22 protein-coding genes and 1 tRNA gene are annotated in these 22,154 nt (G+C 61.3%); 11 read left to right on the top strand and 12 right to left on the bottom strand.

Annotated elements, in window-relative coordinates; translation table 11 throughout:
* Positions 1-34: 34 nt before the first annotated feature.
* Both gpt and fabI read right to left on the bottom strand, forming a co-directional pair.
* Positions 35-541, bottom strand: coding sequence for a xanthine phosphoribosyltransferase (gene gpt / locus MN188_RS03620; protein ID WP_242106238.1), 507 nt, complete (start codon positions 539-541; stop codon positions 35-37).
* On the bottom strand, positions 541-1,362 hold the full coding sequence (fabI, locus tag MN188_RS03615; protein ID WP_242106237.1) for an enoyl-ACP reductase FabI: 822 nt from the start codon (positions 1,360-1,362) through the stop codon (positions 541-543). Before fabI ends, gpt begins: the two co-directional genes overlap by 1 nt.
* A gap of 117 nt (positions 1,363-1,479) precedes the next feature.
* On the opposite strand from fabI, the gene pdxH reads away from it, so the two are divergent.
* The 6 genes from pdxH to MN188_RS03585 all read left to right on the top strand — a co-directional run bounded on the left by pdxH (position 1,480) and on the right by MN188_RS03585 (position 8,225).
* Positions 1,480-2,085 (top strand): pyridoxamine 5'-phosphate oxidase, encoded by a 606-nt coding sequence (gene pdxH, locus MN188_RS03610; protein WP_242106236.1) that lies wholly within the window; start codon positions 1,480-1,482, stop codon positions 2,083-2,085.
* Between the two features lie 113 nt (positions 2,086-2,198).
* A complete protein-coding gene (locus MN188_RS03605) occupies positions 2,199-2,738 on the top strand; it encodes a cold-shock protein (RefSeq protein WP_242106235.1) in 540 nt (179 codons plus the stop codon).
* Entirely contained in the window at positions 2,735-3,208 is a 474-nt protein-coding gene (locus tag MN188_RS03600) for a DUF192 domain-containing protein (RefSeq protein ID WP_242106234.1), read from the top strand. Before MN188_RS03605 ends, MN188_RS03600 begins: the two co-directional genes overlap by 4 nt.
* Before the next feature lie 41 nt (positions 3,209-3,249).
* Positions 3,250-3,326, top strand: a tRNA-Pro gene (locus MN188_RS03595).
* A 519-nt stretch (positions 3,327-3,845) separates the two neighbouring features.
* The gene (locus MN188_RS03590) at positions 3,846-7,553 is read left to right on the top strand and encodes a vitamin B12-dependent ribonucleotide reductase (RefSeq protein WP_242106233.1); all 3,708 of its coding nucleotides are present in this window, start codon (positions 3,846-3,848) and stop codon (positions 7,551-7,553) included.
* Positions 7,554-7,940: 387 nt separating this feature from the next.
* Positions 7,941-8,225: a hypothetical protein gene (locus tag MN188_RS03585; protein WP_242106232.1), complete on the top strand. Its 285-nt coding sequence runs from the start codon at positions 7,941-7,943 to the stop codon at positions 8,223-8,225.
* A gap of 84 nt (positions 8,226-8,309) precedes the next feature.
* On the opposite strand, the gene ilvN is transcribed toward MN188_RS03585, so the two are convergent.
* Positions 8,310-8,873, bottom strand: a complete 564-nt coding sequence (gene ilvN / locus MN188_RS03580; protein ID WP_242106231.1) for an acetolactate synthase small subunit — start codon at positions 8,871-8,873, stop codon at positions 8,310-8,312.
* A 13-nt stretch (positions 8,874-8,886) separates the two neighbouring features.
* Positions 8,887-10,641 carry an acetolactate synthase 3 large subunit gene (locus MN188_RS03575; RefSeq protein WP_242106230.1) on the bottom strand — a complete coding sequence of 585 codons (1,755 nt, stop codon included), beginning with the start codon at positions 10,639-10,641 and terminating at the stop codon, positions 8,887-8,889.
* A 404-nt stretch (positions 10,642-11,045) separates the two neighbouring features.
* Here MN188_RS03575 and MN188_RS03570 point away from each other — a divergent pair, with 404 nt between their 5' ends.
* The gene (locus tag MN188_RS03570; protein WP_242106229.1) at positions 11,046-12,215 is read left to right on the top strand and encodes a hypothetical protein; all 1,170 of its coding nucleotides are present in this window, start codon (positions 11,046-11,048) and stop codon (positions 12,213-12,215) included.
* A 22-nt stretch (positions 12,216-12,237) separates the two neighbouring features.
* On the opposite strand, the gene MN188_RS03565 is transcribed toward MN188_RS03570, so the two are convergent.
* The 5 genes from MN188_RS03565 to MN188_RS03545 form a co-directional block, all read right to left on the bottom strand.
* On the bottom strand, positions 12,238-13,056 hold the full coding sequence (locus MN188_RS03565; protein WP_242106228.1) for an arginyltransferase: 819 nt from the start codon (positions 13,054-13,056) through the stop codon (positions 12,238-12,240).
* Positions 13,057-13,148: 92 nt separating this feature from the next.
* Entirely contained in the window at positions 13,149-13,613 is a 465-nt protein-coding gene (locus tag MN188_RS03560) for an RDD family protein (protein WP_420838968.1), read from the bottom strand.
* A 66-nt stretch (positions 13,614-13,679) separates the two neighbouring features.
* Complete coding sequence (locus MN188_RS03555; RefSeq protein ID WP_242106226.1) at positions 13,680-14,144, bottom strand: DUF2852 domain-containing protein; 465 nt, start codon at positions 14,142-14,144, stop codon at positions 13,680-13,682.
* Between the two features lie 174 nt (positions 14,145-14,318).
* On the bottom strand, positions 14,319-14,813 hold the full coding sequence (locus MN188_RS03550) for an enoyl-CoA hydratase (protein ID WP_242106225.1): 495 nt from the start codon (positions 14,811-14,813) through the stop codon (positions 14,319-14,321).
* Position 14,814: 1 nt separating this feature from the next.
* Positions 14,815-15,348: a cytochrome b gene (locus MN188_RS03545; RefSeq protein ID WP_242106224.1), complete on the bottom strand. Its 534-nt coding sequence runs from the start codon at positions 15,346-15,348 to the stop codon at positions 14,815-14,817.
* Between the two features lie 97 nt (positions 15,349-15,445).
* Here MN188_RS03545 and MN188_RS03540 point away from each other — a divergent pair, with 97 nt between their 5' ends.
* Positions 15,446-15,895, top strand: coding sequence for a MarR family winged helix-turn-helix transcriptional regulator (locus MN188_RS03540; RefSeq protein WP_242106223.1), 450 nt, complete (start codon positions 15,446-15,448; stop codon positions 15,893-15,895).
* Here MN188_RS03540 and MN188_RS03535 read toward each other — a convergent pair.
* Positions 15,892-16,359, bottom strand: coding sequence for a YbaK/EbsC family protein (locus tag MN188_RS03535; protein WP_242106222.1), 468 nt, complete (start codon positions 16,357-16,359; stop codon positions 15,892-15,894). The two genes, MN188_RS03540 and MN188_RS03535, sit on opposite strands and share 4 nt — an antisense overlap.
* On the opposite strand from MN188_RS03535, the gene MN188_RS03530 reads away from it, so the two are divergent.
* Genes MN188_RS03530 through MN188_RS03520 form a run of 3 tightly spaced genes read left to right on the top strand, consistent with a single transcriptional unit; the run spans position 16,358 to position 19,898 of the window.
* Positions 16,358-16,777 carry a nuclear transport factor 2 family protein gene (locus MN188_RS03530; protein WP_242106221.1) on the top strand — a complete coding sequence of 140 codons (420 nt, stop codon included), beginning with the start codon at positions 16,358-16,360 and terminating at the stop codon, positions 16,775-16,777. The genes MN188_RS03535 and MN188_RS03530 overlap by 2 nt on opposite strands.
* A 51-nt stretch (positions 16,778-16,828) precedes the next feature.
* Positions 16,829-19,621 carry a [protein-PII] uridylyltransferase family protein gene (locus tag MN188_RS03525; protein WP_242106220.1) on the top strand — a complete coding sequence of 931 codons (2,793 nt, stop codon included), beginning with the start codon at positions 16,829-16,831 and terminating at the stop codon, positions 19,619-19,621.
* A gap of 4 nt (positions 19,622-19,625) precedes the next feature.
* Entirely contained in the window at positions 19,626-19,898 is a 273-nt protein-coding gene (locus MN188_RS03520; RefSeq protein WP_242106219.1) for a hypothetical protein, read from the top strand.
* Between the two features lie 44 nt (positions 19,899-19,942).
* Here the strand turns inward: MN188_RS03520 and MN188_RS03515 are convergent, their stop codons facing one another.
* Both MN188_RS03515 and cobA read right to left on the bottom strand, forming a co-directional pair.
* Positions 19,943-21,169: an MFS transporter gene (locus tag MN188_RS03515; RefSeq protein ID WP_242106218.1), complete on the bottom strand. Its 1,227-nt coding sequence runs from the start codon at positions 21,167-21,169 to the stop codon at positions 19,943-19,945.
* A 72-nt stretch (positions 21,170-21,241) separates the two neighbouring features.
* On the bottom strand, positions 21,242-22,093 hold the full coding sequence (gene cobA / locus MN188_RS03510; RefSeq protein WP_242106217.1) for a uroporphyrinogen-III C-methyltransferase: 852 nt from the start codon (positions 22,091-22,093) through the stop codon (positions 21,242-21,244).
* Positions 22,094-22,154 lie beyond the last annotated feature (61 nt).

The following is a 22,154-nucleotide window of genomic DNA, read 5'->3' as shown; positions in this document are numbered from 1 at the left end:
GGGCCTTTTCTTTTCAGTGCCTTGCGGCGGGGTCTTAATCTGTGCCGCGATATGGCTCGACATATTGCAACGCCATGTCCCAGGGGAAGAAGATCCAGGTGTCCTGGCTCACCCCTGTGACGAAGGTGTCCGTCATCGGTTCGCCCTTGGGCTTGGCATAAACAGTGGCGAAATGCGCCTTTGGCATCAGCTCGCGCACCTTTTCCAGCGTGCGACCGCTGTCCACCAGATCGTCGATGATCAGAACCCCGGTGCCGTCACCAACAAGCTCGGGGTCCGGTGCTTTCAGCACGTTTGCCTCGCTCTGGGCCTGGTGGTCATAGCTTTTAATGCTGACCGTATCGACCACGCGGATGTCCAGCTCCCGCGCAATGATCATCGCAGGGGCCATACCGCCCCGAGTGATCGCCACAATCGAGCGCCAGGCGCCATTGTCCGGGCCTTTGCCATCAAGCCGCCAAGCCAGGGCCCGCGCGTCCCGGTGCAGCTGATCCCAGCTGACGTGAAAGCCTTTTTCATGGGGAAGCTGGTGGTCGCTCATCAATCTTTCCTTCCGGTCACAACATCAATGTCGGGGGCGTCCACCGCCTTCATGCCGACCACGTGATAGCCTGCGTCGACATGGTGGGTTTCGCCGGTCACGCCGGATCCCAGGTCCGACAGCAGGTACAATGCGGATTTGCCCACGTCGCCGATTGTCACGTTGCGGCGCAGTGGCGAATTCAGCTCGTTCCACTTCAGGATATAGCGGAAATCACCAATGCCCGAGGCGGCCAGGGTCTTGATCGGTCCGGCGGAAATCGAGTTCACGCGAATGCCGTCCTTGCCCAGATCCTCGGCCAGATAACGTACGGACGCCTCAAGGGCTGCCTTGGCCACGCCCATCACGTTGTAATGCGGCATGACCTGCTCGGCGCCGTAATAAGTCAGGGTCAGCATCGATCCGCCATCAGGCATCATCGCCGCCGCGCGGCGTGCGATCGAGGTGAAGGAATAGACAGAGATATCCATCGTCATGCGGAAATTTTCGGCGCTGGTGTCGACATATCGCCCGCGCAGCTCGCTCTTGTCGGAAAAGCCGATGGCGTGGACGATGAAATCCAGCTTGCCCCAGGTTTTCTCAAGCTCAGCAAACAGCGCGTCTACCGAAGCATCATCGGCGACGTCACAGGGCAGGACGATGTTGCTGCCCAGCTGCGCGGCCAGCGGACCGACCCGCTTTTTCAGCGCTTCACCCTGATAGGAAAACGCAAGTTCCGCGCCCGCATCGGCGCAAGCCTGGGCAATGCCCCAGGCGATCGACTTGTCATTCGCCAGGCCCATGATCAGACCTCGCTTGCCTGTCATCAATCCGTTCGACATTCGCTGTTCCCCGTCCCCTGGTTGTGCGTTAGACCCGTTTAGGCGATTGCCGCCCTGCCTTCAAGTCTGACAAGGCGCCTGGGCGGCGTGATTGCACCTGTTGGGAAGGAGGGCGCGATGTCCGAGAGATCTGGAAAATTCGCGGGGCACGATCCGTTCGAGTTGGCCCGTGTGTGGCTGGCCGAGGCCGAGGCGGCCGAGGTCAACGACGCAAATGCGATGGCGCTTTCGACGGTGGATTCAGATGGGCTTCCAAACGCGCGCATGGTGCTGTTGAAGGACATCGAGGACGATGCCTTCGTGTTCTACACCAACTATGGGTCGGCCAAAGCGCAGGAGATCGAACAGGCCGGCAAGGCCGCCTTCGTGATGCATTGGAAAAGCCTGCGGCGACAAATCCGGGTTCGCGGCACTGTTTCCCGAGAAGAGGGGGCGGCGGCAGATGAGTATTTTGCCTCGCGTTCGTTGAAAAGTCGCTTGGGTGCTTGGGCCTCGCATCAAAGCACGCCCTTGTCATCACGCGGTGCGTTGATGGCGAAGGTGGCGCAGGTCACTGCCGAGCACGGCCCCAACCCCAATCGCCCACCGTTTTGGGGTGGATATCGCATTCGCCCGGTCGAAATCGAGTTCTGGGCCGACGGCGCTTTTCGGCTGCATGATCGCTTTCGCTGGCACCGCGATTCGACCGATGGAGAGTGGCGCATCGACCGGCTGAACCCGTGAATTTCACGTTGCGTGAGTGGTAACCTGCCGAAAAGGATAGGCGTTTTCTCCTTGCACAGACCAGTGTTCTGGCACACAAACGCGGTTGGGGATGCGAACACTGGGGTGTTTGAATGACACAGGAAGAAAGCTCGCAGGCAAGCATGGTTCTGCGCGGTCAAGTCAAATGGTTTGACCCGACAAAGGGATTCGGATTCGTGGTCGCAGAAAGCGGCGGGCCGGATATTCTTTTGCATGCAAATGTGCTGCGCAATTTCGGGCAGAGCTCGGTCGCCGATGGTGCCGGGATCGAGATCGAAGTTCAAGAAACCGAACGCGGTATGCAGGCCACCGAGGTGCTGGCGATAGATCCGCCCGAGGGCGCGGTTGATGCCGCTGACGATGCCGAAATGGTGCCGGTTGATCTGAGCGATGCCGGGCCAATGGAACCGGCGCGCGTGAAATGGTTCGACAAAGCCAAGGGTTTTGGATTCGCCAACGTGTTTGGCAACCCGGAAGATGTGTTCATCCACGTCGAAGTGCTGCGCCGCTCAGGACTGGCCGATTTGCAGCCGGGCGAGGCGATCTGCCTGCGCTCCAGCGACGGTCAACGCGGCCGGATGGCGGTTCTTGTCACGTCGTGGGATGCCATTATCGACAGCGACGACGCATGATCCGCGCGGCGGTCTTGCTGCTGGCGCTTGGCGCCGGACCTGCCACCGCCGCTGATTGTGCCCCTGACCGTCTGGACCTGCGCGGCGCGTGGGGCAGCGCGCGCTTTTCCGTGGAACTGGCGGACAGTGAACGTGAACGCGCGCGCGGTTTGATGCACCGCGACAGCCTGGCGGCCAGCCAGGGCATGCTGTTTGTCTATGACACCCCTGGCAAGCCCGCGTTCTGGATGAAAAATACACTGATCCCGCTCGACATGTTGTTCGTCACCCCCGAAGGGGAGGTGGCACATGTGCATGAAAATGCGATCCCGGGCGATCTAACCCCAATTGATGGCGGCGACGGAATCCTGGCGGTTTTGGAGATCAAGGGCGGTTTGGCGGCTGCGATGCGAATTTCAGTGGGGAGCGAGCTGCGCCACCCAGCCTTCGATCAAAGTTTGGCGCTTTGGGCCTGTGACACGACCGATTAGGGCTTTCCTTCGCGCCATTGCTTGCGTATTCAGGCGCAGTTCGGGGCGTAGCGCAGCCTGGTAGCGCGACGGTTTTGGGTACCGTAGGTCGCAAGTTCGAATCTTGCCGTCCCGACCACTTTCTTTTCATGACTCGATAGTTTGCCCGCATGAGGCGAATACATGATTGATTATCCCGTCAAAGGTTATTGCCCTCCCTTGCGTTAGCACTTGTCCACAGGGCGGTTCAGGCAATTTCTGAGGCGCTGCACGTAAGCCTGCCGGGACATTGCGAAAATCAGATATCCTGGCTGTGGATGAATCAATTGGTTAACCGCGCGGCACAGAAACTGCCCGTCCGGTCAACGAAAAAAACCGGTGGATATCTCAAATTTAAGCGTTGACCTGTTATGGGTATCTACGCCAGTTTGTGCGGGCCGGTCGGGCAGCCACAACATATAGTGGCAGGGGATCGGGAGGGATAGAAAAGCACAAAGGTCTGCACCAGGGCGTGCAGTTCACCGGTGGAACGGGTTGCCGTGTCTCCGGGGCGGGGCTTTTTTGACCTCTCAGGTTTAAGATCGGCGTGACATTTTTGAGAAGGTGGGACCGCGCAACGACGTGGCCGCCGTAGCGCACGAAGGACTGATGGGGCACAATGAAGATTGAACGCAAGTTTACCAAGGCAGGCAAGGACGCATATGCAGAGCTGGATTTCACGACGACCATGTCGGAAATCCGCAACCCCGACGGCACGATCGTCTTCAAGCTCGACAATTGCGAAATCCCGTCTGGCTGGAGCCAGGTTGCCTCGGACGTCATCGCGCAAAAATATTTCCGCAAGGCCGGCGTGCCCGCGGCCCTGAAGACGGTTAAGGAAGACGGCGTTCCGGATTTCCTGTGGCGCTCGGTGCCTGATGAGGCCGCGCTGGAGGCGCTGCCGGAAGAGGAGCGCTTTGGAGGTGAAACCTCCGCCAAGCAGGTGTTCGACCGTCTGGCAGGCGCCTGGTGCTACTGGGGTTGGAAAGGTGGCTATTTCACCTCCGAGGACGACGCACGCGCCTATTTTGACGAAATGCGCCACATGCTGGCCAGCCAACGCGCCGCGCCCAACAGCCCGCAGTGGTTCAACACCGGTCTGCACTGGGCGTACGGCATCGATGGTCCGGGGCAGGGGCATTATTATGTCGACCACATCACTGGTGAGCTGACTCGTTCAACCTCGGCCTATGAGCATCCGCAGCCGCATGCCTGTTTCATCCAATCCGTGGGTGACGATCTGGTCGGAGACGGCGGCATCATGGACCTGTGGGTACGCGAAGCCCGCCTGTTCAAATACGGCTCTGGGACCGGCACGAACTTTTCGTCCCTGCGCGCTGCAGACGAAAAACTGTCGGGCGGCGGCAAATCGTCGGGCTTGATGGGCTTCCTTAAAATCGGGGACCGGGCAGCCGGCGCGATCAAGTCGGGCGGCACCACGCGCCGCGCGGCCAAGATGGTCATCGTCGATGCTGACCACCCGGATGTGGAAGAATACATCAACTGGAAGGTCAAGGAAGAGCAGAAGGTCGCGAGCCTGGTGGCCGGGTCGAAGATGCACGAAGCGCATCTGAACGAGATTTTCGCCGCGATCCGCGCCTGGGATGGCGCCGAAGCGGATGCCACTGACCCCAAGGTGAACGACACGCTGAAAGGCGCCATTCGTGCCGCGAAAAAGGTTGCGATCCCCGAGGCTTACGTGAAGCGCGTGCTGGATTATGCCAAGCAGGGCTATGCCTCGATCGAATTCCCGACCTATGACACCGACTGGGATAGCGAGGCCTATGCCACCGTGTCGGGCCAGAACTCGAACAACTCGGTCCGCGTCACCGATGCTTACCTGAAGGCCGTTAAGGACGACGCGGATTGGGAGCTGATCCGCCGCACCGATGGCAGCGTCGCCAAGACCATCAAAGCGCGCGACCTGTGGGAACAGATCGGCCACGCCGCCTGGTCCTGTGCCGATCCCGGCATCCAGTATCACGACACGGTCAACGCCTGGCACACCTGCCCGGAAGATGGTGAGATCCGCGGCTCGAACCCGTGTTCGGAATACATGTTCCTGGACGACACCGCCTGCAACCTGGCCTCGTTGAACCTGCTGACCTTTCTGAAGGATGGTGAATTCCAGGCCGAAGATTACATGCACGCCACCCGTCTGTGGACCGTGACGCTGGAAATCAGCGTGATGATGGCGCAGTTCCCGTCAAAGGAAATCGCGCAGCTGTCGTATGACTTCCGCACCCTGGGTCTTGGCTATGCCAACATCGGCGGGCTCTTGATGAACATGGGGCTGGGGTATGACAGCGATGAGGGCCGCGCCCTTGCCGGTGCCCTGACCGCGATCATGACGGGTGTGTCCTATGCGACTTCGGCCGAAATGGCCGGTGAGCTGGGGGCGTTCCCGAGCCACGAGCGCAACAAAGACCACATGCTGCGCGTCATTCGCAACCACCGCACCGCTGCCTATGGCGCGACGGATGGCTATGACGCGCTGGACATCAAGCCGGTCGCCTTGGACCATGCCCATTGCCCCGACCCCAAGCTGGTCGATCTGGCCATGGGCGCCTGGGACGAGGCCTTGGCGCTTGGTGAGAAGAATGGCTACCGCAACGCGCAGGTCAGCGTGATCGCCCCCACCGGCACGATCGGTCTGGTGATGGATTGCGACACGACGGGCATCGAGCCGGACTTTGCCCTGGTGAAGTTCAAGAAGCTGGCCGGTGGTGGGTATTTCAAGATCATCAACCGCTCGGTCCCGGCCGCGCTTGAGAAACTGGGCTACAACTCCGCCCAGATCGAAGAGGTCATCGCCTATGCGGTGGGGCATGGCACCATGGGCAACGCGCCCGCCATCAACCACACCACGCTGATCGGCCATGGCTTTGGCCAGAATGAGATCGACAAGATCGAAGCGGCGCTGCCTTCGGCCTTCGACATCCGGTTCGTGTTCAACCAGTGGACCCTGGGGGAAGAATTCTGCACCAACGTGCTGGGCATTCCGGCTGACAAGCTGAACGATCCCGAGTTCAACCTGCTGCGCCACCTGGGCTTCACCCGTCAGGACATCGACGCGGCGAACGACCACGTTCTGGGCTCGATGACGTTGGAGGGTGCGCCGTTCCTGCGCGAAGAACATTACCACATCTTCGACTGCGCCAATCCCTGCGGCAAGAAGGGCACGCGGTTCCTGTCCGTCAACAGCCATATCGACATGATGGCGGCCGCACAGAGCTTCATATCCGGTGCGATCTCTAAGACGATCAACATGCCGAATGACGCGTCAATCGAAGATTGCCAGGCCGCGTATGAGCGCAGCTGGCAGATGGGGATCAAGGCGAACGCGCTGTATCGCGACGGCTCCAAGCTGAGCCAGCCGCTGGCCGCCGCCCTGGTCGAAGACGACGAGGAAGCCGAAGAGATCCTGGCCACCGGAACGCCGCATGAAAAGGCGGTGACCCTGGCCGAGAAGATCATCGAAAAGGTGGTCATCAAGGAAGTTGCGCGCGGTCGTGAGAAACTGCCGGAGCGCCGTAAGGGTTATACCCAAAAGGCGATCGTCGGCGGTCACAAGGTCTATCTGCGCACTGGCGAATACGAAGGTGGCCAACTGGGCGAGATCTTCATCGACATGCACAAGGAAGGCGCGGGTTTCCGGGCGATGATGAACAACTTCGCCATCGCCGTGTCCGTCGGGCTTCAGTATGGCGTGCCGCTTGAGGAGTTTGTCGACGCCTTCACCTTCACCAAGTTCGAACCGGCCGGCATGGTTCAAGGCAACGACAGCATCAAAAATGCAACGTCGATCCTTGACTATATCTTCCGTGAACTTGCGGTCAGCTATCTGGACCGCACCGACCTGGCCCATGTGAAACCTGAAGGCGCGGCCTTTGACGATCTGGGTGCCGGGCAGGACGAAGGCGTGTCGAACATCTCGGAAATGACCGAAACCGCTGCGTCGAAGTCGCTGGAAGTGCTGAAACAGATCAGCTCGACCGGCTACTTGCGCAAGCGACTGCCGCAGGAACTGGTGGTGTTGCAGGGCGGCATGGATGTGGGCGCAGTGGCGCTGGACGCGTCCGACCCGGTTGGCGCGCTACAGACGCTGGTGCCTGAAACGGCCGAGATGATGGCGACCACGACGGTGGTGTCGGAAACCGAGATCTCCACGGGAACCGTCAGCAGCAACGGGCTGGACGCACGCACCAAGGCCAAGATGCAGGGCTACGAAGGTGACCCCTGCGGCGAATGCGGCAACTACACGCTGGTGCGCAACGGCACCTGCATGAAATGCAACACCTGCGGCGGGACGTCCGGGTGTAGCTAAACGAACAGGGTGGGGCGGACTTTGCGCCCTCCCACTCTCGCACGGGGCGGGTGCGCTCGCCCCTGACGCGGATAAGGCCGCAGGCAGAATACCGGGCGGTACGTAAAAATGAGCCTTATCAGCGAAACTGGGGTGTCTTCGGGCACCCCTTTTTCTGTGCTGACGCTGGCGGCACCGAGTCGAATCAATCAGAGGTGTTGAGAATGCGTCGCGATGCAACGTTCGGTTTTTTCACGAGTATACCCTGAGAAATCGCGAATTGACGCGCAATGGCGTCAGTTTAGTCCTGCTTTGACGCGAACTGGCACCGGATCGGCGCTGAAAAAGCTTTTGTTGCCGCAGCGTAACCCATCTAAAATCGACCCACGAGCAGAATGGAGACGTGGCGTGATCGGAATTGTTCTTTGGTACAACCCTGACAAGAAAGTCGGGTTGGTGTGGTGTGAAGATCAAGGCCCATTGGCCTTCATTGGTCCCGAGATTGCGGCGCCGGACAGGGCCGGGCTGGGATGTGGGGACCAGATCACCTTCGCCTCTGAGATGCGTGACAAGGTGCGTTATGTTGTAGTCATTCAGATGGTGCAGCCGGGACGCACCCACGCGGACCCCAAGGCTGTTCTGGCTGCCTATCATGGCGAGGTTGAAGCCCGCCAACTGCGCGTGGTGGCCTGAGCCTTACTCTCGCAACAGATACCAGGGCTGGCGAAACCTGCCGGGTTGGAAATGCGCGCGCCGGGCTAACCGGCACGCCACGCGTCAGCTTTCACCACGCGAAAGGGCAGCGACGCCGGTGCGAGCGACTTCGACCAAACCCAAGGGGCGCATCAGTTCGGCAAAGGCTTCGATTTTCTCCGGCGTGCCGGTAATTTCGAACACGAAGCTTTCCAGTGTCGAATCGACTACATTGGCGCGGAAAATGTCCGCCAGGCGCAGCGCTTCCACCCGCTTGTCGCCGGTGCCGGCAACTTTGAACAGCGCCAGTTCCCGTTCCACCGTGCGCCCTTCGACCGTCAGGTCGTGCACCTCGTGCACCGGCACGATCCGCCCCAGCTGCGCCTTGATCTGTTCGATCACGGCGGGCGTGCCGGTGGTGACGATGGTGATGCGCGAGCGGTGACCCAAATGGTCAATCTCGGCCACGGTCAGGCTGTCGATGTTGTAGCCACGACCCGAGAACAGCCCGATCACACGGGCCAGAACACCGGCTTCGTTGTCCACCACGCAGGCGATGGTGTGGGTTTCGATCACTTCGGAATTGGGATCACGAAGGTCATAGGCCGACTTGCGGGAAGAGCCCTTTTTTAGGTTCAAAGCAGACATTTGCAGACCCTCCTTATACCAACGTCGCGCCGGATGAGCCGATCGCGCCTTGCGTGTCGGCCTCACCCATCAGCATGTTGTTGTGCGGTTCCCCCGACGGGATCATCGGGAAGCAGTTGGCGTGTTTCTCAACCAGCACGTCCAGGATGAACGGACCGTCATACTCCAGCATTTCCTGAATGGCGTCGTCCAGTTCGGCAGGGTCGGACACGACCCGGCCCTTGCAGCCGAACGCTTCGGCCAGCTTCACGAAGTCCGGCAGGCTTTCCGACCAGGAATGGCTATAGCGCTCGCCATGCAGAAGCTCCTGCCACTGGCGCACCATGCCCAGGCGTTCGTTGTTCAGGATAAACTGTTTCACCGGCAGGCGGAATTGCACCGCGGTGCCCATTTCCTGCATGTTCATCAGCCACGACGCATCGCCCGCAACATTCACCACCAGGCTGTCGGGATGCGCCATCTGCACGCCCACGCTGGCCGGCAGGCCATAGCCCATCGTGCCCAGCCCGCCTGACGTCATCCAACGGCCGGGGTCTTCGAAGCCCAGGAATTGCGCCGCCCACATCTGGTGCTGGCCCACTTCGGTGGTGACATAGCGGTCCTTGTCCTTGGTCAGCGCCTCAAGCCGTTCCATCGCATATTGCGGCTGGATCACCTTGTCGTCCCCCTGATAGGCCAGACAATCGCGCGCCTGCCATGTCTTGATCTCGTCCCACCAGGCCGACACCGATGCCTTGTCGGTCTTGCGTCCACGCGTTTTCCAAATGCGCAAGAGGTCCTCCAACACATGGCCCACGTCGCCGATGATCGGCAGGTCGACGGGCACCACCTTGTTCACCGATGAGGGGTCGATGTCGATATGCACCTTGGTCGATCCGGGGCTGAATGCGTCCAGCCGTCCGGTGATGCGGTCATCAAAGCGGGCGCCGACGCAGATCATCAGATCGCAATCGTGCATTGCCATGTTGGCCTCATAGAGCCCGTGCATGCCCAGCATGCCGATCCACTTGTCGCCCGACGCCGGGTAGGCGCCCAGTCCCATCAAGGTCGAGGTGATCGGAAAGCCGGTGGCCTCGACCAGTTCGCGCAGAAGTTGGCTGGCGGCGGGGCCGGAGTTGATCACGCCACCACCGGTATAGAACACGGGCTTTTTCGCGGTTTCGATCAGCTCGGCCAGGTCGGTGATCGCCTCCATGTCGCCTTTCATCTGTGGCGCGTAATGCGCAGTGGCGGCTTTGGTCGGCGGCACATAGGTGCCGTTGGCGAATTGCACATCCTTCGGGATGTCGACCAGCGTCGGCCCCGGACGGCCCGAGGTCGAGACGTGAAACGCCTGGTGGATCGTATCGGCCAGCTTGTCAGTCTCTCGCACCAGCCAGTTGTGTTTGGTGCAGGGGCGGGTGATGCCGACCGTGTCGGCCTCTTGAAACCCGTCGGTGCCGATCATGAAGGTCGGAACCTGGCCCGACAGCACCACGATCGGTATCGAATCCAGCAACGCATCGGTCAACCCGGTCACCGCGTTGGTGGCGCCAGGCCCCGAGGTCACCAGCGCCACGCCAGGCTTGCCGGTCGACCGGGCATAGCCCTCGGCCGCGTGCACCGCGCCCTGTTCGTGACGCACCAGGATGTGACGAATGTCATTTTGCTGGAAAATCTCGTCATAGATCGGAAGGACTGCGCCCCCCGGATATCCGAATACCGTGTCCACACCCTGATCCTTCAGGGCCTGAACCACCATTTTCGCTCCGGTCATCTGACGTGTCATCTTATTCTCCGTTCCACGCGTCTTATTCACAAAAAAGCCCCCGAGGTCATCGGGGGCGCATGGGGTATCCTCTGGGAAACCGTTACCGGCCCATGCGCCAATCGTCCACGACTACTAGAATGCTGTGCATCCCGAAGGCTCCTTCATACATGCGGGCGACCTTATGGTTGGGGGCAGGGGGCGTCAACGCGAAAATGCAGCCGCAGCATGGATTTTCGTGAATATAATGTCGCAGGGTGGCGAAATTTGTAACTTTATTCCCAACGCAACCCTGTTTGACGTAATTAGTGCAAAATTAGCTGGCCGTGTCAGGATCTCCCGGACCCGTGGTATGCTTGATTTCAAGCCATGGGCTCAGCATCGTCGCAATCGGAGGCTTAGATTTGAAAAAACTTCTTTTGGCGATGGCAGCAATTCTTGTCACGGTGCAAGTATCCCATCCTGACCAGCATCCGCCCCGCCTTGTTTCCCCCGAAGGGGATGGTCCGCACCTGCGGGTGGTGGGTGAGGTCGAAACTGTGTTCGACTGGTCCAAGGACAGCTGCGGCCCCGGGCATTTTGCTGATCTTCCCGTGCGGGCCTTCAGGGATGCAGATGACGTCGTGCACCTGATTATCAGCCACACCGAAACCCGTAGGATGAGCGGACCTGACCTGTCGCGCCTTTCGGTGCCATGCGACGTGATCATGCGCTCAACCCAAGATCCCGACCCGGCGCGCTTTGCCTTCAAGGAATGGATCGGCGCGGTCTATAGCGAGGATGGCAAAACTGTACACGCCCTGGTGCACAACGAATTTCAGGGCAATGCGGTGGGGCAGGCGGCCTGCACATCCCGAGACTATTTCAAGTGTTGGTACAACAGCGTCACCTACACCCGATCGACGGATGGCGGGGCGACGTTCACCCGTCCCATCACTCCGCCTGACCATCTGGTGGCCTCGATTCCGCATCGGTATCAGCCCGACGCAGGCATTTTCGGGGTGTTCAGCCCCAGCAACATCATCGCGCACGACGGCCAATATTATGCGTATGTCAAAGCGCAAGTGCCGCCGGATGGGGCGCAGCATGTCTGTCTGATCCGCACTGACCAGCTTGACGACCCACGCGCATGGCGGTTCAGGTCCGTGCTGGGTTTTGATGGGCAGTTCATTGATCCCTTTCGGGACACGGAGGCCTCGACCTTTCTGGCGCAATGTGACCCCATCAGCCTTCCTGAAATCGCCCAGATGTATGAAAGCATTACCTGGAACACGGTCTTGAAAAAATTCGTTTTGGTCGGCACCAGCAGCGACCCAAGGCGGGAACCGAACCTGTTTGGGTTCTACTATGCGTTTTCCGATGACCTTGTGACCTGGGAACACCGCAAACCGTTGCTTGAGGTCCGTTTGCCCTGGCGGGTGAGCGATCCGAACGTTCCGGTCTATATGTACCCAACACTGATCGACGCAGACAGCCCATCGCGCAATTTCGAGACCACAGGCGCATCAATGCACCTGTATTTCACCCGGCTCAACACCGGTCAGTCCGGGCTGGATCGTGACCTTGTGCGCGTGCGTGTGGATGTGGTGCCGTAGCAGAACGTGCAGGCAGATCCGCTCAGCTTGCCGCATCCGGTAGGGTGATGCGCGCAACCTGTTCGGCGATCGGGTCGGTGGACAGCGGATGTGCCTCGACCGCGTGGTCGGTCGGATCGCCAATGTCGTGCCATTCCCCGCCGCGATAGATCTCCAACGCGGAAAACCGCGCCTTGTAGTCCATCTTGGGCGACCCCTGAACCCAGTAGCCCAGATAGACATAGGGCAGGCCAGCATCTTGAGCGAGCCGGATATGATCCAGGATCACATAGGTGCCAAGCGAGGTGGCGCGGCGCGCTGGGTCGTAAAAGGAATAGACCATCGACAGCCCGTCATCCAACACGTCTGTCAGGCACACGGCAGTCAGGTCGCCGTCTTCGCCCGTGCCGGTGGAATACTCGATCACCCGCGACTTGATCGGTGTTTCCTCGATCATCGCGGCAAATTCGAACACATCCATGTCGGCCATACCGCCATCGGCGTGGCGGTCATCCAGATAGGTTCGGAAGAGGTCGTATTGCTCCTCCGTCGCCCAGGGGGACCGGGTGCGGCGGCGCAGGTCTGCATTACGCTTCAGCGCGCGGCGCTGGCTTTTCGACAGGGTGAAATCCGCGACCCGGATGCGCGCCGACAAGCAGGCGTTGCATTCCGCGCAGGACGGGCGGTAAAGCACGTTTTGTGAACGGCGAAAGCCCTGTTTCGACAGGGTGTCATTCAGCGTCGCGGCATGTTCGCCCTGAAGGGCCGTGAACAGCTTACGCTCCATCCGCCCTTCAAGATACGGGCAGGGTTGCGGGGCCGTCACATAGAATTGCGGGGCAAGAGGAAGCGTATGGCGCATGAAACTCGTTGATGTCGTCCTGGTCCCCCTGACGTTAACAAGCCATTGACCATCCGCCAAGCCCTGCTTGGTCTCAGGGTAAATGGGCGCGCTCAGCCGCCCGCGTTGCGGTTAACGGCGGCGGTGCCCAAAACCATGTCGCTCAGACCCTGGCGCCGCGCACTGGTCAGCATCAGGATGATCGAAATCATCTGCGGGAACACGAAGGACATCGACAGCGAATAGCCCAGCGTGTGCAGCACCGCCATCGACAGGTCGAACCGTTCGCCGCGATGGGTGCGAAATTCGATCGCCGCCATACGCATGCCCGGCGTGGCGGACCGGTTGGCCAGGCTGACCACGCGGTAGATGAAGCCGACCACCAGGAACAGAAGTGGAAGGAAGAACAGCGCGGTGAAGGCCGTGAACGGCACGATGATTGCTGTGATCAGCGCGATGACAAGCGTGTCCAGCAGCCAGGCGATCAGGCGCTTTGCTGGCACATCGGCATAGAATTCGGCCTGCATATCCGGGTCGGGCAGGCCCCAGAGGGCGCGTTGGTCAGTCATGTCGCTCATATGGGTCATCAGGTCCTCCAAAGCAACGGCCCCCGGGGAAGGGGGCCGCGCGGGATGGGTTGCGGATCAGGCTTCGACGATGTCTTCGGCGTCACCGTCCTTGGCCGGGGCAGCTTTCGCGGCCTTTGCGCGGTCTTCCATGAAGTCGTCAAACTCCGACTTGTCCTTGGCGGCGCGCAGGCGCTCCAGGAAGGCTTCGAACTGGTCTTGTTCGTCCATCAGGCGTTGCAGCGTTTCGGCCTTGTAGGCGTCGAACGCGGTGTTGCCCGAGCTGCGGAAGCCGTGGCGCCGCGACATGCGGGCGTTGGCGTCAGAGTGATGGGCGTGATGGCGGCAGGATTTCGAAAACATGCGTTTGCTCCAGATCATATAGGCAAGAAGGGCAAGGCCGACGGGCCAGAACAGGATGAAGCCGACGACCATGGTCGCGATCCACGCGCCTTTGCCGCGGGCGTCCAGCCATGCCTCGGCCCGGGAAAACCAGCCGGTAGGGGTCTGGGGGGTCATTTCGACTTGGGCTGCGGTGCTCATGTTGGTCTCCGGTGTTTGGTTTCTGTTGTGATGTGAATGTCTTTCACATTGAACAGATGGGGGGCGGAGAGAGATCTGCAAGCCATAATGTGAAAAGTTTTTACATTATTTACTTAAGTGGTTGTCATAGCGTCATAAAAAACGCCGCGCTTTGGGGCGCGGCGTTTGAGCTCTTCAGGCCTGTGCGGCGTCTTTTCGGCGTCGTTCGCCAAAAAGCCGGGGTTTGAACGCGCCCAGGATGATCTCCAGCGCCAGTGGCAGGGCATTCGACATGCCCACCAGAGCCTCTTTGCCTTCCAGCGCATGGAACGCATCGCTGACCGGACCATCCGCCGGGGTTGCTTGGGCCAATGCCAGAAGCTCGGGCATCATCGGCACCAGGAAGACGAAGGCGTTGATGCTGAGGAACGCGATCAGCACCAGCTTGACCTTCATCCACATCGCCCGTTCCTGCCAGACGAAATACAGCAGAAGGTCACACAGGATCTTCAGCCCCAGTCCGGGTAGGATCAGGATATAGGCGCTGGTCAGCTTGTATTGATACACTGTCGCCGCAGTGCCTGCATCCGGCGCGCCAATCACCGCGCCGATGACAATGTGCGACAGGATCCCGCCGACATACAAGATGCCGGCGATTTCATTGATGAAGTCGACAAACTTGCGGGTCATGTCATCCCTCACGCTTGCCGAACCACATGCGGCGGATGAGCCCGTCGCGGCGGATGAATTGGTGATAAGCCCAACCGGCCACGTGGGCCAGAATGGTCAACGCCAGCAGTTTCGACACAATGCCATGCGCCGCACGGGGCGGATAGGCGCTGAAATCAGCGGGCAGGGGCGTGTCGGCACCACCAAAGACGATATCTGGCAGACCGGCGGAGAGCGAAATGCCCATGCCGCTGGCAACCATCAGCAGCGCAAGTCCATAGAGCGCCCAATGTGCAACCCGGCCTCCCAGGTTCAAAACCGCGTTGCCCGCATCCGCGTGGGGCGGCTTGGCGGTGGAGAAGCGGGTGATCAGGCGGAGGATCAGAAGCCCGCCGATGACCATTCCGACGGTCATGTGTGCGCGTAGCCCGGCGATCTTGCCAGGGTCGCTGTTGGGCATTTCGGCCAATTGCGTGCCGCCCATGATGAGGGCGCCGATGATCAGGGCGGCGACGATCCAGTGCAGCGCCACGAGAAGCGGGTGATAACGTGTCATGGGAGTGACTCCTTTGGTGCAATACATACTATTGCAAATGCAAATAACACAAATACCAATAGTTGCAACTGCAAATGTAGCATGGTATCAGGCAGCCATGACAAAGACGACCACACTTTCCGCCCAAGCCAATGAAACCCGCACCGGGTCTGCTGGATGGATGATCCAGGTGCTGTCAAATCGCCTGGGCGAACAGCTGCGTGGGCATTTGGCGGATCTGGACCTGACCCAGGATCAGTTCATCGTGATGATGACACTGGCAGAAGGGGACGGCGTGAACCAGACTGAGATCGGCAAGCGGGTGCGGTTGAAGAACTATACCGTGACGCGGGTCCTTGATGCGCTTGAGGCGCGCGGGCTGGTGGAACGTCAGGCAGACAAGACCTCGCGCCGGGCGCATCTTGTGGTTCTGACCGGGGAGGGACAGGCGCTTATGCCGCGTCTGTTTGAGATCGTGAAAGCCTCAAACGCAGGGTTCCTGTCGGCCTTGTCTAAAAAGGATCAGGTCGAGTTTCTGCGCCTGTTGACGCAATTGGTGCAAGCCTAGCAGAATTCGGCCAGCGTGGCGCCGGACAGCCGCTGCACCTCGTCCGGCGTGATCGCAAAGACATGCCGGGGTGTGCCAGCGGCGGCCCAGACCACGTCGAACGCCATCAATCGCGGGTCCATGAAAGCACGAATGGGGTTGAGGTGGCCGATCGGCGCGACGCCGCCAATGGCAAACCCCGTTTGCGCGCGGATCAGTGCGGCATCGGCCCGCCCCAGCGCCGTGCCCGCCAGTTTGCTAGCTTTTTCCACATCCACCTGGTTGCCGCCTGCGGTCAGGAACAGAACGGCGTGGCCTTTGTCTTGGCTGCGAAAGATGATCGACTTGGCGATCTGATCCAGCGCGCAGCCGACCGCCGCCGCAGCCTGCGCCGCCGAGCGGGTGCCTTCGGCCATTTCGCGGATATTCACCGGGTCGCCTGCGGCCTCCAGTGCTGCGCGCACGCGTTTCAAGGATTTGCTCATGTCGGCACTTTACGGTCGACAGCCGAACATGCAAGCTGACCCCATGACCGATCTGGCGTTCTTCCTGGCCCTGGAAACCCGCGTCTGGCAGGCGCTGGTGGACGGCGATGCCAAGGCCGACAGCGCGCTTTTGGCGCCGGAGTTTCTGGGTGTTTACGCCACCGGGTTTTCCGACCGGGCCGAACATGCGGGGCAGCTGTCCGGCGGTCCGACCGTGACCCGCTTCGCTCTTTCACAAGCGCGGTTTGTGCCGCTGGGTGTGGGGCGCGTGCTTTTGTCCTATCACGCGCAGTTTGTCCGTATCGGAGCGGGGCAGGGCGAAGGGATGTATGTCTCGTCAATCTGGGAACAGCGCGACGGTGCCTGGCTGAATACCTTCAGCCAAGACAGCAGCACCGCCGCCCCGGCGCCGGTCTAAGCGGCATTTTCGCCTGTTGACGACCCGCCGTCACAGGCGCATTTTCGCGCCATGACATTTGCCGCCCAGATCACCCGCACACCCATTGCCTTCGACACCGATCCGGGGGACGAAATTGCCCGTCAATTCGGCGATCTCGCGCCAGAACTGGTGGAGCTTCTGCGCGGCACCGCAGGATGCAGCCCGTACTTGAAGGGGCTGATGGAGAAGGACCCGGAGTGGCTTCGGGAAGCCCTGACCGGGACGCCCGAAGCGGCTGTCACCTCAGCGATGCAAGTCGGTGGTGACAGCGACAGCGCCCTGCGCACCTCGCTGCGCGTTGCCAAGCGGCGCATTGCCTTGTTCGCGGGTCTGGCCGATCTGGCCGGGGTCTGGTGCCTGGAACAGGTCACCGGCACGCTCACGGATTTCGCCGATCTGGCCACCGACACGGCAATGAAATTCCAGGTCGGGCAGGAGATTCGGCGCGGCAAGCTGCCGGGAATGGGCGAGGACGACATCGCCACCGCCGGTGGCATGGTGGCGCTCGCGATGGGCAAGATGGGCGGGCATGAGCTGAACTACAGCTCGGACATCGACTTGATCATGCTGTTTGACGACAGCAAATTCGACAATGACGATTTTCACGAAGCACGCTCCAGCCACATCCGCGCGACCCGCCGCATGTCGGCGATGTTGTCTGAGCTGACGGCAGATGGTTACGTGTTCCGCACCGACCTGCGCCTGCGCCCGGACCCCGCAGTAACCCCGGTTTGTGTGTCGATGGACGCCGCGGAGCGGTATTACGAAAGCCTGGGCCGCACCTGGGAACGGGCTGCGCACATCAAGGCGCGGCCTTGCGGCGGCGATATCGCGGCCGGTGAGGCCTATCTCAAGCGCCTCAGCCCGTTCATCTGGCGCAAGCATCTGGATTTTGCCGCCATCCAGGACGCCCACGACATGCGCCTGCGCATCCGCGAACACAAAGGTCTGCATGGTGACATTACCCTGCCGGGGCATGACATGAAATTGGGGCGCGGCGGCATTCGTGAGATCGAGTTCTTCACCCAGACGCGTCAGATCATCGCCGGTGGGCGCGATCCCGATCTACGATCCTGTCAGACCGTGCCGGGGCTGGCCGCTTTGGCCGACAAGGATTGGGTTCCCGGCGAGGTCGCCGAAACCCTGACGCGCCACTACCGATTCCACCGCGAGGTTGAGCACCGGGTGCAAATGGTGCGTGACCAGCAAACCCACAAGCTGCCCACCTCTGAAGACGAGTTCCAGCGCCTGGCCTGCATGATGGGCGACGCGGATGTGGGCGTGTTGAACGCCAGCATCCACGATGCGCTGGCCGAGGTGCACGAGTTGATCGAAGGCTTCTTTGCCCCGGATGCGGAAGAAAAGGACGCGCCGGACCTGGGCGCGGACGCAGAAGAGATCATCGCCCGCTGGGTCAGCTATCAGGCGATGCGCTCGCCTCGCGCGCGTGAGATATTCAACCGGTTGAAACCCGACCTTCTGGCCCGGTTGGCCGCGGCCGCGCGACCCCATGATGCGTTGTTGCAATTCGACGCTTTTCTCAAGGGTCTGCCCGCCGGGGTGCAGCTGTTTTCGCTGTTCGAGGCCAACCCGCATCTTGTCGACCTGATCGTCGACATTGCCGCCACCGCGCCCGCGCTTGCTGTCTATCTGGGGCGCAATTCTCAGGTGATGGATGCGGTGATCGGCGGCGGTTTTTTCTCGGATTGGCCGGGGGACAAGGCGCTGCTGGCGGACCTGAGCGCGCGTCTGAAACAGGCCGGCGATTATGAGGCGCAGCTGGAGACCGCGCGGCGCTGGATGAAGGAATGGCATTTCCGTATCGGCGTGCATTTCCTGCGTGGGCTGACCCACGCACGCGAAGCCTCGGCGCAGTATTCCGACCTAGCTGGCGCGGTTCTGGCCGCGCTCTGGCCCTGCGTGGTGGACAATTTCGCCGCCAAACACGGCGACCAGCCCGGCAAGGGTGCGGTGGTGATCGGCATGGGGTCACTGGGGGCCGGATCGCTGTCGGCGACGTCCGATCTGGACGTTATCGTGATCTATGACCCTGATGGGGTCGAGATGTCAGAAGGGCGCCGTCCGCTGGCCACGCGGACCTATTACGCGCGCCTGACCCAGGCCTTCATCACCGCGATCACCGCGCAGATGACAGAAGGCATGCTTTACGAGCTCGACATGCGTCTGCGCCCCTCGGGACGCTCGGGCCCGGTCGCGACCTCGGTCGACAGCTTCACCGCCTATCAGCGTGACGAGGCCTGGACCTGGGAACACCTGGCCCTGACCCGCGCGCGGCCCGTGGCGGGCAATATGGCGGTGGGAGAGACCTTCGAAGAGGTCCGTAAAGGCATCCTGGCCAGCCCGCGGGACCCGGCCCAAGTGGTAGGCGATGTCATCGACATGCGCAGCCGGATCGCCGAAGCGAAAGGCGCCGGTGCGGGCGCACTTGAGGCCAAGCTGGGTCCGGGACACATCCAGGACGTCGAACTGGTGGCCCAGGCCGCCGCGCTGATCGCGCCTGAAACCCCGCGCCGCCCGGCCGATCAGATCGCACAAGGTGTCGCAATCGGTTGGTTTACTGACGCAGAGGCGACAGCCCTGACAGACAGCCATGATCTGATGTGGCGCATGCAGGCGGCGGCGAAGCTGCTGACAGACGGACCATTGGACCTACAAAAAGTGGGGCAGGGTGGTCTTGAGCTAATCCTGCGTGAAACCGGGGCGGACAGTGAACCCGCCCTGATCGAGATGGTGAAAGCGCGCGGGGACGCGGCGACGGCAGCGATCGAAGCGGTGCTGGCGCGGCCCCCGAAACAGGAGTGACAGGGTGAGCATCAAAGGCTTTGATCCGCGCGGGCTGATCCGCGAGAGTTATAACATCGACGGCATTCACATCGGCGAATGCCGCTCGATCTTTCTGGACTGGGCGTTGTTTGACGACCACGACACGCCGCAACCCGACCGCATTCGCGCACTGCTGGACCACTACGGTGGGATACATCCCGACCACCCGATGACTCAAGTCCTGCGCGACGCGCTTACGGAAATGAACCTGCCCAAAGGGCGGCGCGGCGGACGTAAGGCACGCACGGGACCATAGCGCGGGAAAAACTTTGCCATACGCGATAGCTGCCGCGTTGCGGCTTAATAAGCCTCATCCGACGGGCGCATGATCAGCCAGATCAGCGCGGCGCCCGCCAAGGCCAGGAACGGCACCATCGCCAGGTTCACCGCGCTCCAGCCTTCCTGGGCCGATCCGCCAGAGCAGTTCATCAACCCGCCCGACGCCAGCGAGGCCAGCGTGACGCAGCCGAACACGATCATGTCGTTGAGCCCCTGAACCCGACCACGTTCCTCGACCCTGTGGGCGCCGGCCAGCATGGTCGTGGCGCCGATGAAACCAAAGTTCCAACCCACGCCCAACAGCACCAGCGCGACAAAGAAGTTTTCCAGCGCCACACCCTGAAGCGCGACCAGCCCGGCCAGACCCAGGATGGCCAGACCCGTGGCAATGACCTTTCGGGTGCCGAACCGGGCAATCAGGTGGCCGGTGAAAAAGCTGGGAATATACATCGCCAGCACGTGCGCGGTCACAATATTCCCCGCCATGTCCTGTTCAAACCCGCAGCCAACCACCGCCAGCGGGGTCGAGGTCATCACCAGGTTCATCAACGCATAGGACACCATCGCACAGATGATCGCGACCGCGATGATGGGATCGCGCAGAAGTTCCATGCGCGAACGTCCCTTGGGGGCGTCCTCATGCGGGGCTTCAGGGGTGGGAATATCCAGAAACAGAAACAGCAGCGATCCAACCACGTTGATCGCGATCACCGTCACATAGGCACCCAGGAAGGGCACCACGGTGGCTTCGTTGGTGGCATTGACCAGCTGCGGGCCAATCACGGCCGACGCCAGCCCGCCCGCCATCACATAGGAAATCGCCTTGGGCCGAAACGACTCGGACGCCGTATCGGCGGCGGCAAAGCGGTAAAACCCCTGCGCCGACATGTAGATCCCGGTAAAGAACGACCCCAGTAGAAACAGCGGGAAACTGGACTGGGTCAGCGCATAGGCGCAGATCACCGCGCCGATCGTGCCGCCGGTGGTGCCAAGAAAGAACCCGGTGCGGCGGCCGAATTTCTGCATCACCGCACTCATCGGCGTGGCCCAGATCATCGAGCCCATCACGATCAACGAAATCGGCAGCGTCGCCCAGCAGGCGTTCGTGGCCAGCGATTGCCCAGCCAGGCCCCCGATGGTGAAGATCATCGGCATCTGGCTGCCCAGAATGGCCTGCGCCAGCACCAGAATGGTCACGTTGCGTTTGGCTTTGGCGTCGGCCTCGGGGGAAATCGCGTTCTCTGTCATGGCGTTTGGGTATCGCGGGTCAAGTGAATTGGAAAGAGACAAATTACCGCGTTAAGGAAACGGCAGCGGCGCTCAGCGTTCCTCGGCCGGTTTACCGCGCTCCAGCGGGTCTACGTCACGCGGCGCCGCGCCATCGGCCAGTGCCTGCCAGTCCAGCGCCTGACGCAGCAGGGCGGCGCGTCCAACGCAGATGATCGCGGGCGGCGTGAAATCCGAGGCCGCGATGTCCGCCGCGCAGCGTCCCAGCGTGGTTTCCAGCACCTGTTGGCGTGGCGTAGTGGCGTTTGCGACCACCGCGACCGGTTCGGATGGGTCACGCCCGGCCTCTAGCAACGCCTCCGAAATCCGCGCGATATGCTTCATGCCCATGTAAATCACGATCACCTGGCTGCCACGCGCAATCGCGCCCCAGTCCAGCGAGGCGGGCGTCTGCCCGCTTTGGTCATGGCCGGTGACGAAGGTCACGGCCTGGTTCACGTCGCGATGCGTGACCGGGATGCCCGCGTAAGCCAGCCCGCCAATGCCCGCCGATATGCCCGGGATAATGCGGATCGGCACGCCGTGTTGTACCAGCGTCTGCGCCTCTTCCCCACCGCGCCCGAACACGAAGGGGTCCCCGCCCTTCAGTCGAAGCACCCGACGTCCGGCCTTGGCCAGCTCGACCAAGTGCAAGGATATGTCCTTTTGCAACGCCGAGGGTTTGCCGCCGCGCTTGCCCGCATAGATCAGCTCGGCATCCGGCCGCGCCCAGTCCAGGATGGGTTTTTGAACCAACGCGTCATAAACGATCACGTCGGCCTGTTTCAGCCCGTTCAGTGCATGCAAGGTCAACAGGCCCGGATCACCGGGACCGGCGCCACACAGCCAGACCCAACCGGGTTGCAAGTCAGGCCAGGCGCCTGTGGGAAGATGCGAGTCACTCATGGCCGCATTTATGCACGCCTACGCCGGAGGGGAAAGGCACAGGTGGTCACAGGTGGCAAGT

It is taken from the genome of Aliiroseovarius subalbicans, assembly GCF_022678625.1.
In the GTDB taxonomy this organism is placed as follows: Bacteria; Pseudomonadota; Alphaproteobacteria; order Rhodobacterales; family Rhodobacteraceae; genus Aliiroseovarius_A; species Aliiroseovarius_A subalbicans.
Note: the sequence above shows the minus strand (reverse complement) of the source record. Positions and strands in the feature narration are given on the sequence as shown.

What these genes read in the sequence shown, in the direction of transcription:
- pdxH (WP_242106236.1), top strand. Translation starts at nt 1,480, where the DNA reads ATGTCCGAGAGATCTGGAAAATTCGCGGGGCACGATCCGTTCGAGTTG.
- MN188_RS03525 (WP_242106220.1), top strand. Translation starts at nt 16,829, where the DNA reads ATGACATTTGCCGCCCAGATCACCCGCACACCCATTGCCTTCGACACC.
- fabI (WP_242106237.1), bottom strand. Translation starts at nt 1,362, where the DNA reads ATGTCGAACGGATTGATGACAGGCAAGCGAGGTCTGATCATGGGCCTG.
- MN188_RS03530 (WP_242106221.1), top strand. Translation starts at nt 16,358, where the DNA reads ATGTCGGCACTTTACGGTCGACAGCCGAACATGCAAGCTGACCCCATG.
- MN188_RS03570 (WP_242106229.1), top strand. Translation starts at nt 11,046, where the DNA reads ATGGCAGCAATTCTTGTCACGGTGCAAGTATCCCATCCTGACCAGCAT.
- MN188_RS03560 (WP_420838968.1), bottom strand. Translation starts at nt 13,613, where the DNA reads ATGAGCGACATGACTGACCAACGCGCCCTCTGGGGCCTGCCCGACCCG.
- MN188_RS03600 (WP_242106234.1), top strand. Translation starts at nt 2,735, where the DNA reads ATGATCCGCGCGGCGGTCTTGCTGCTGGCGCTTGGCGCCGGACCTGCC.
- MN188_RS03555 (WP_242106226.1), bottom strand. Translation starts at nt 14,144, where the DNA reads ATGAGCACCGCAGCCCAAGTCGAAATGACCCCCCAGACCCCTACCGGC.
- MN188_RS03545 (WP_242106224.1), bottom strand. Translation starts at nt 15,348, where the DNA reads ATGACACGTTATCACCCGCTTCTCGTGGCGCTGCACTGGATCGTCGCC.
- MN188_RS03575 (WP_242106230.1), bottom strand. Translation starts at nt 10,641, where the DNA reads ATGACACGTCAGATGACCGGAGCGAAAATGGTGGTTCAGGCCCTGAAG.
- cobA (WP_242106217.1), bottom strand. Translation starts at nt 22,093, where the DNA reads ATGAGTGACTCGCATCTTCCCACAGGCGCCTGGCCTGACTTGCAACCC.
- MN188_RS03535 (WP_242106222.1), bottom strand. Translation starts at nt 16,359, where the DNA reads ATGAGCAAATCCTTGAAACGCGTGCGCGCAGCACTGGAGGCCGCAGGC.
- MN188_RS03590 (WP_242106233.1), top strand. Translation starts at nt 3,846, where the DNA reads ATGAAGATTGAACGCAAGTTTACCAAGGCAGGCAAGGACGCATATGCA.
- gpt (WP_242106238.1), bottom strand. Translation starts at nt 541, where the DNA reads ATGAGCGACCACCAGCTTCCCCATGAAAAAGGCTTTCACGTCAGCTGG.
- MN188_RS03515 (WP_242106218.1), bottom strand. Translation starts at nt 21,169, where the DNA reads ATGACAGAGAACGCGATTTCCCCCGAGGCCGACGCCAAAGCCAAACGC.
- MN188_RS03565 (WP_242106228.1), bottom strand. Translation starts at nt 13,056, where the DNA reads ATGCGCCATACGCTTCCTCTTGCCCCGCAATTCTATGTGACGGCCCCG.
- MN188_RS03605 (WP_242106235.1), top strand. Translation starts at nt 2,199, where the DNA reads ATGACACAGGAAGAAAGCTCGCAGGCAAGCATGGTTCTGCGCGGTCAA.
- MN188_RS03540 (WP_242106223.1), top strand. Translation starts at nt 15,446, where the DNA reads ATGACAAAGACGACCACACTTTCCGCCCAAGCCAATGAAACCCGCACC.
- MN188_RS03550 (WP_242106225.1), bottom strand. Translation starts at nt 14,813, where the DNA reads ATGACCCGCAAGTTTGTCGACTTCATCAATGAAATCGCCGGCATCTTG.
- ilvN (WP_242106231.1), bottom strand. Translation starts at nt 8,873, where the DNA reads ATGTCTGCTTTGAACCTAAAAAAGGGCTCTTCCCGCAAGTCGGCCTAT.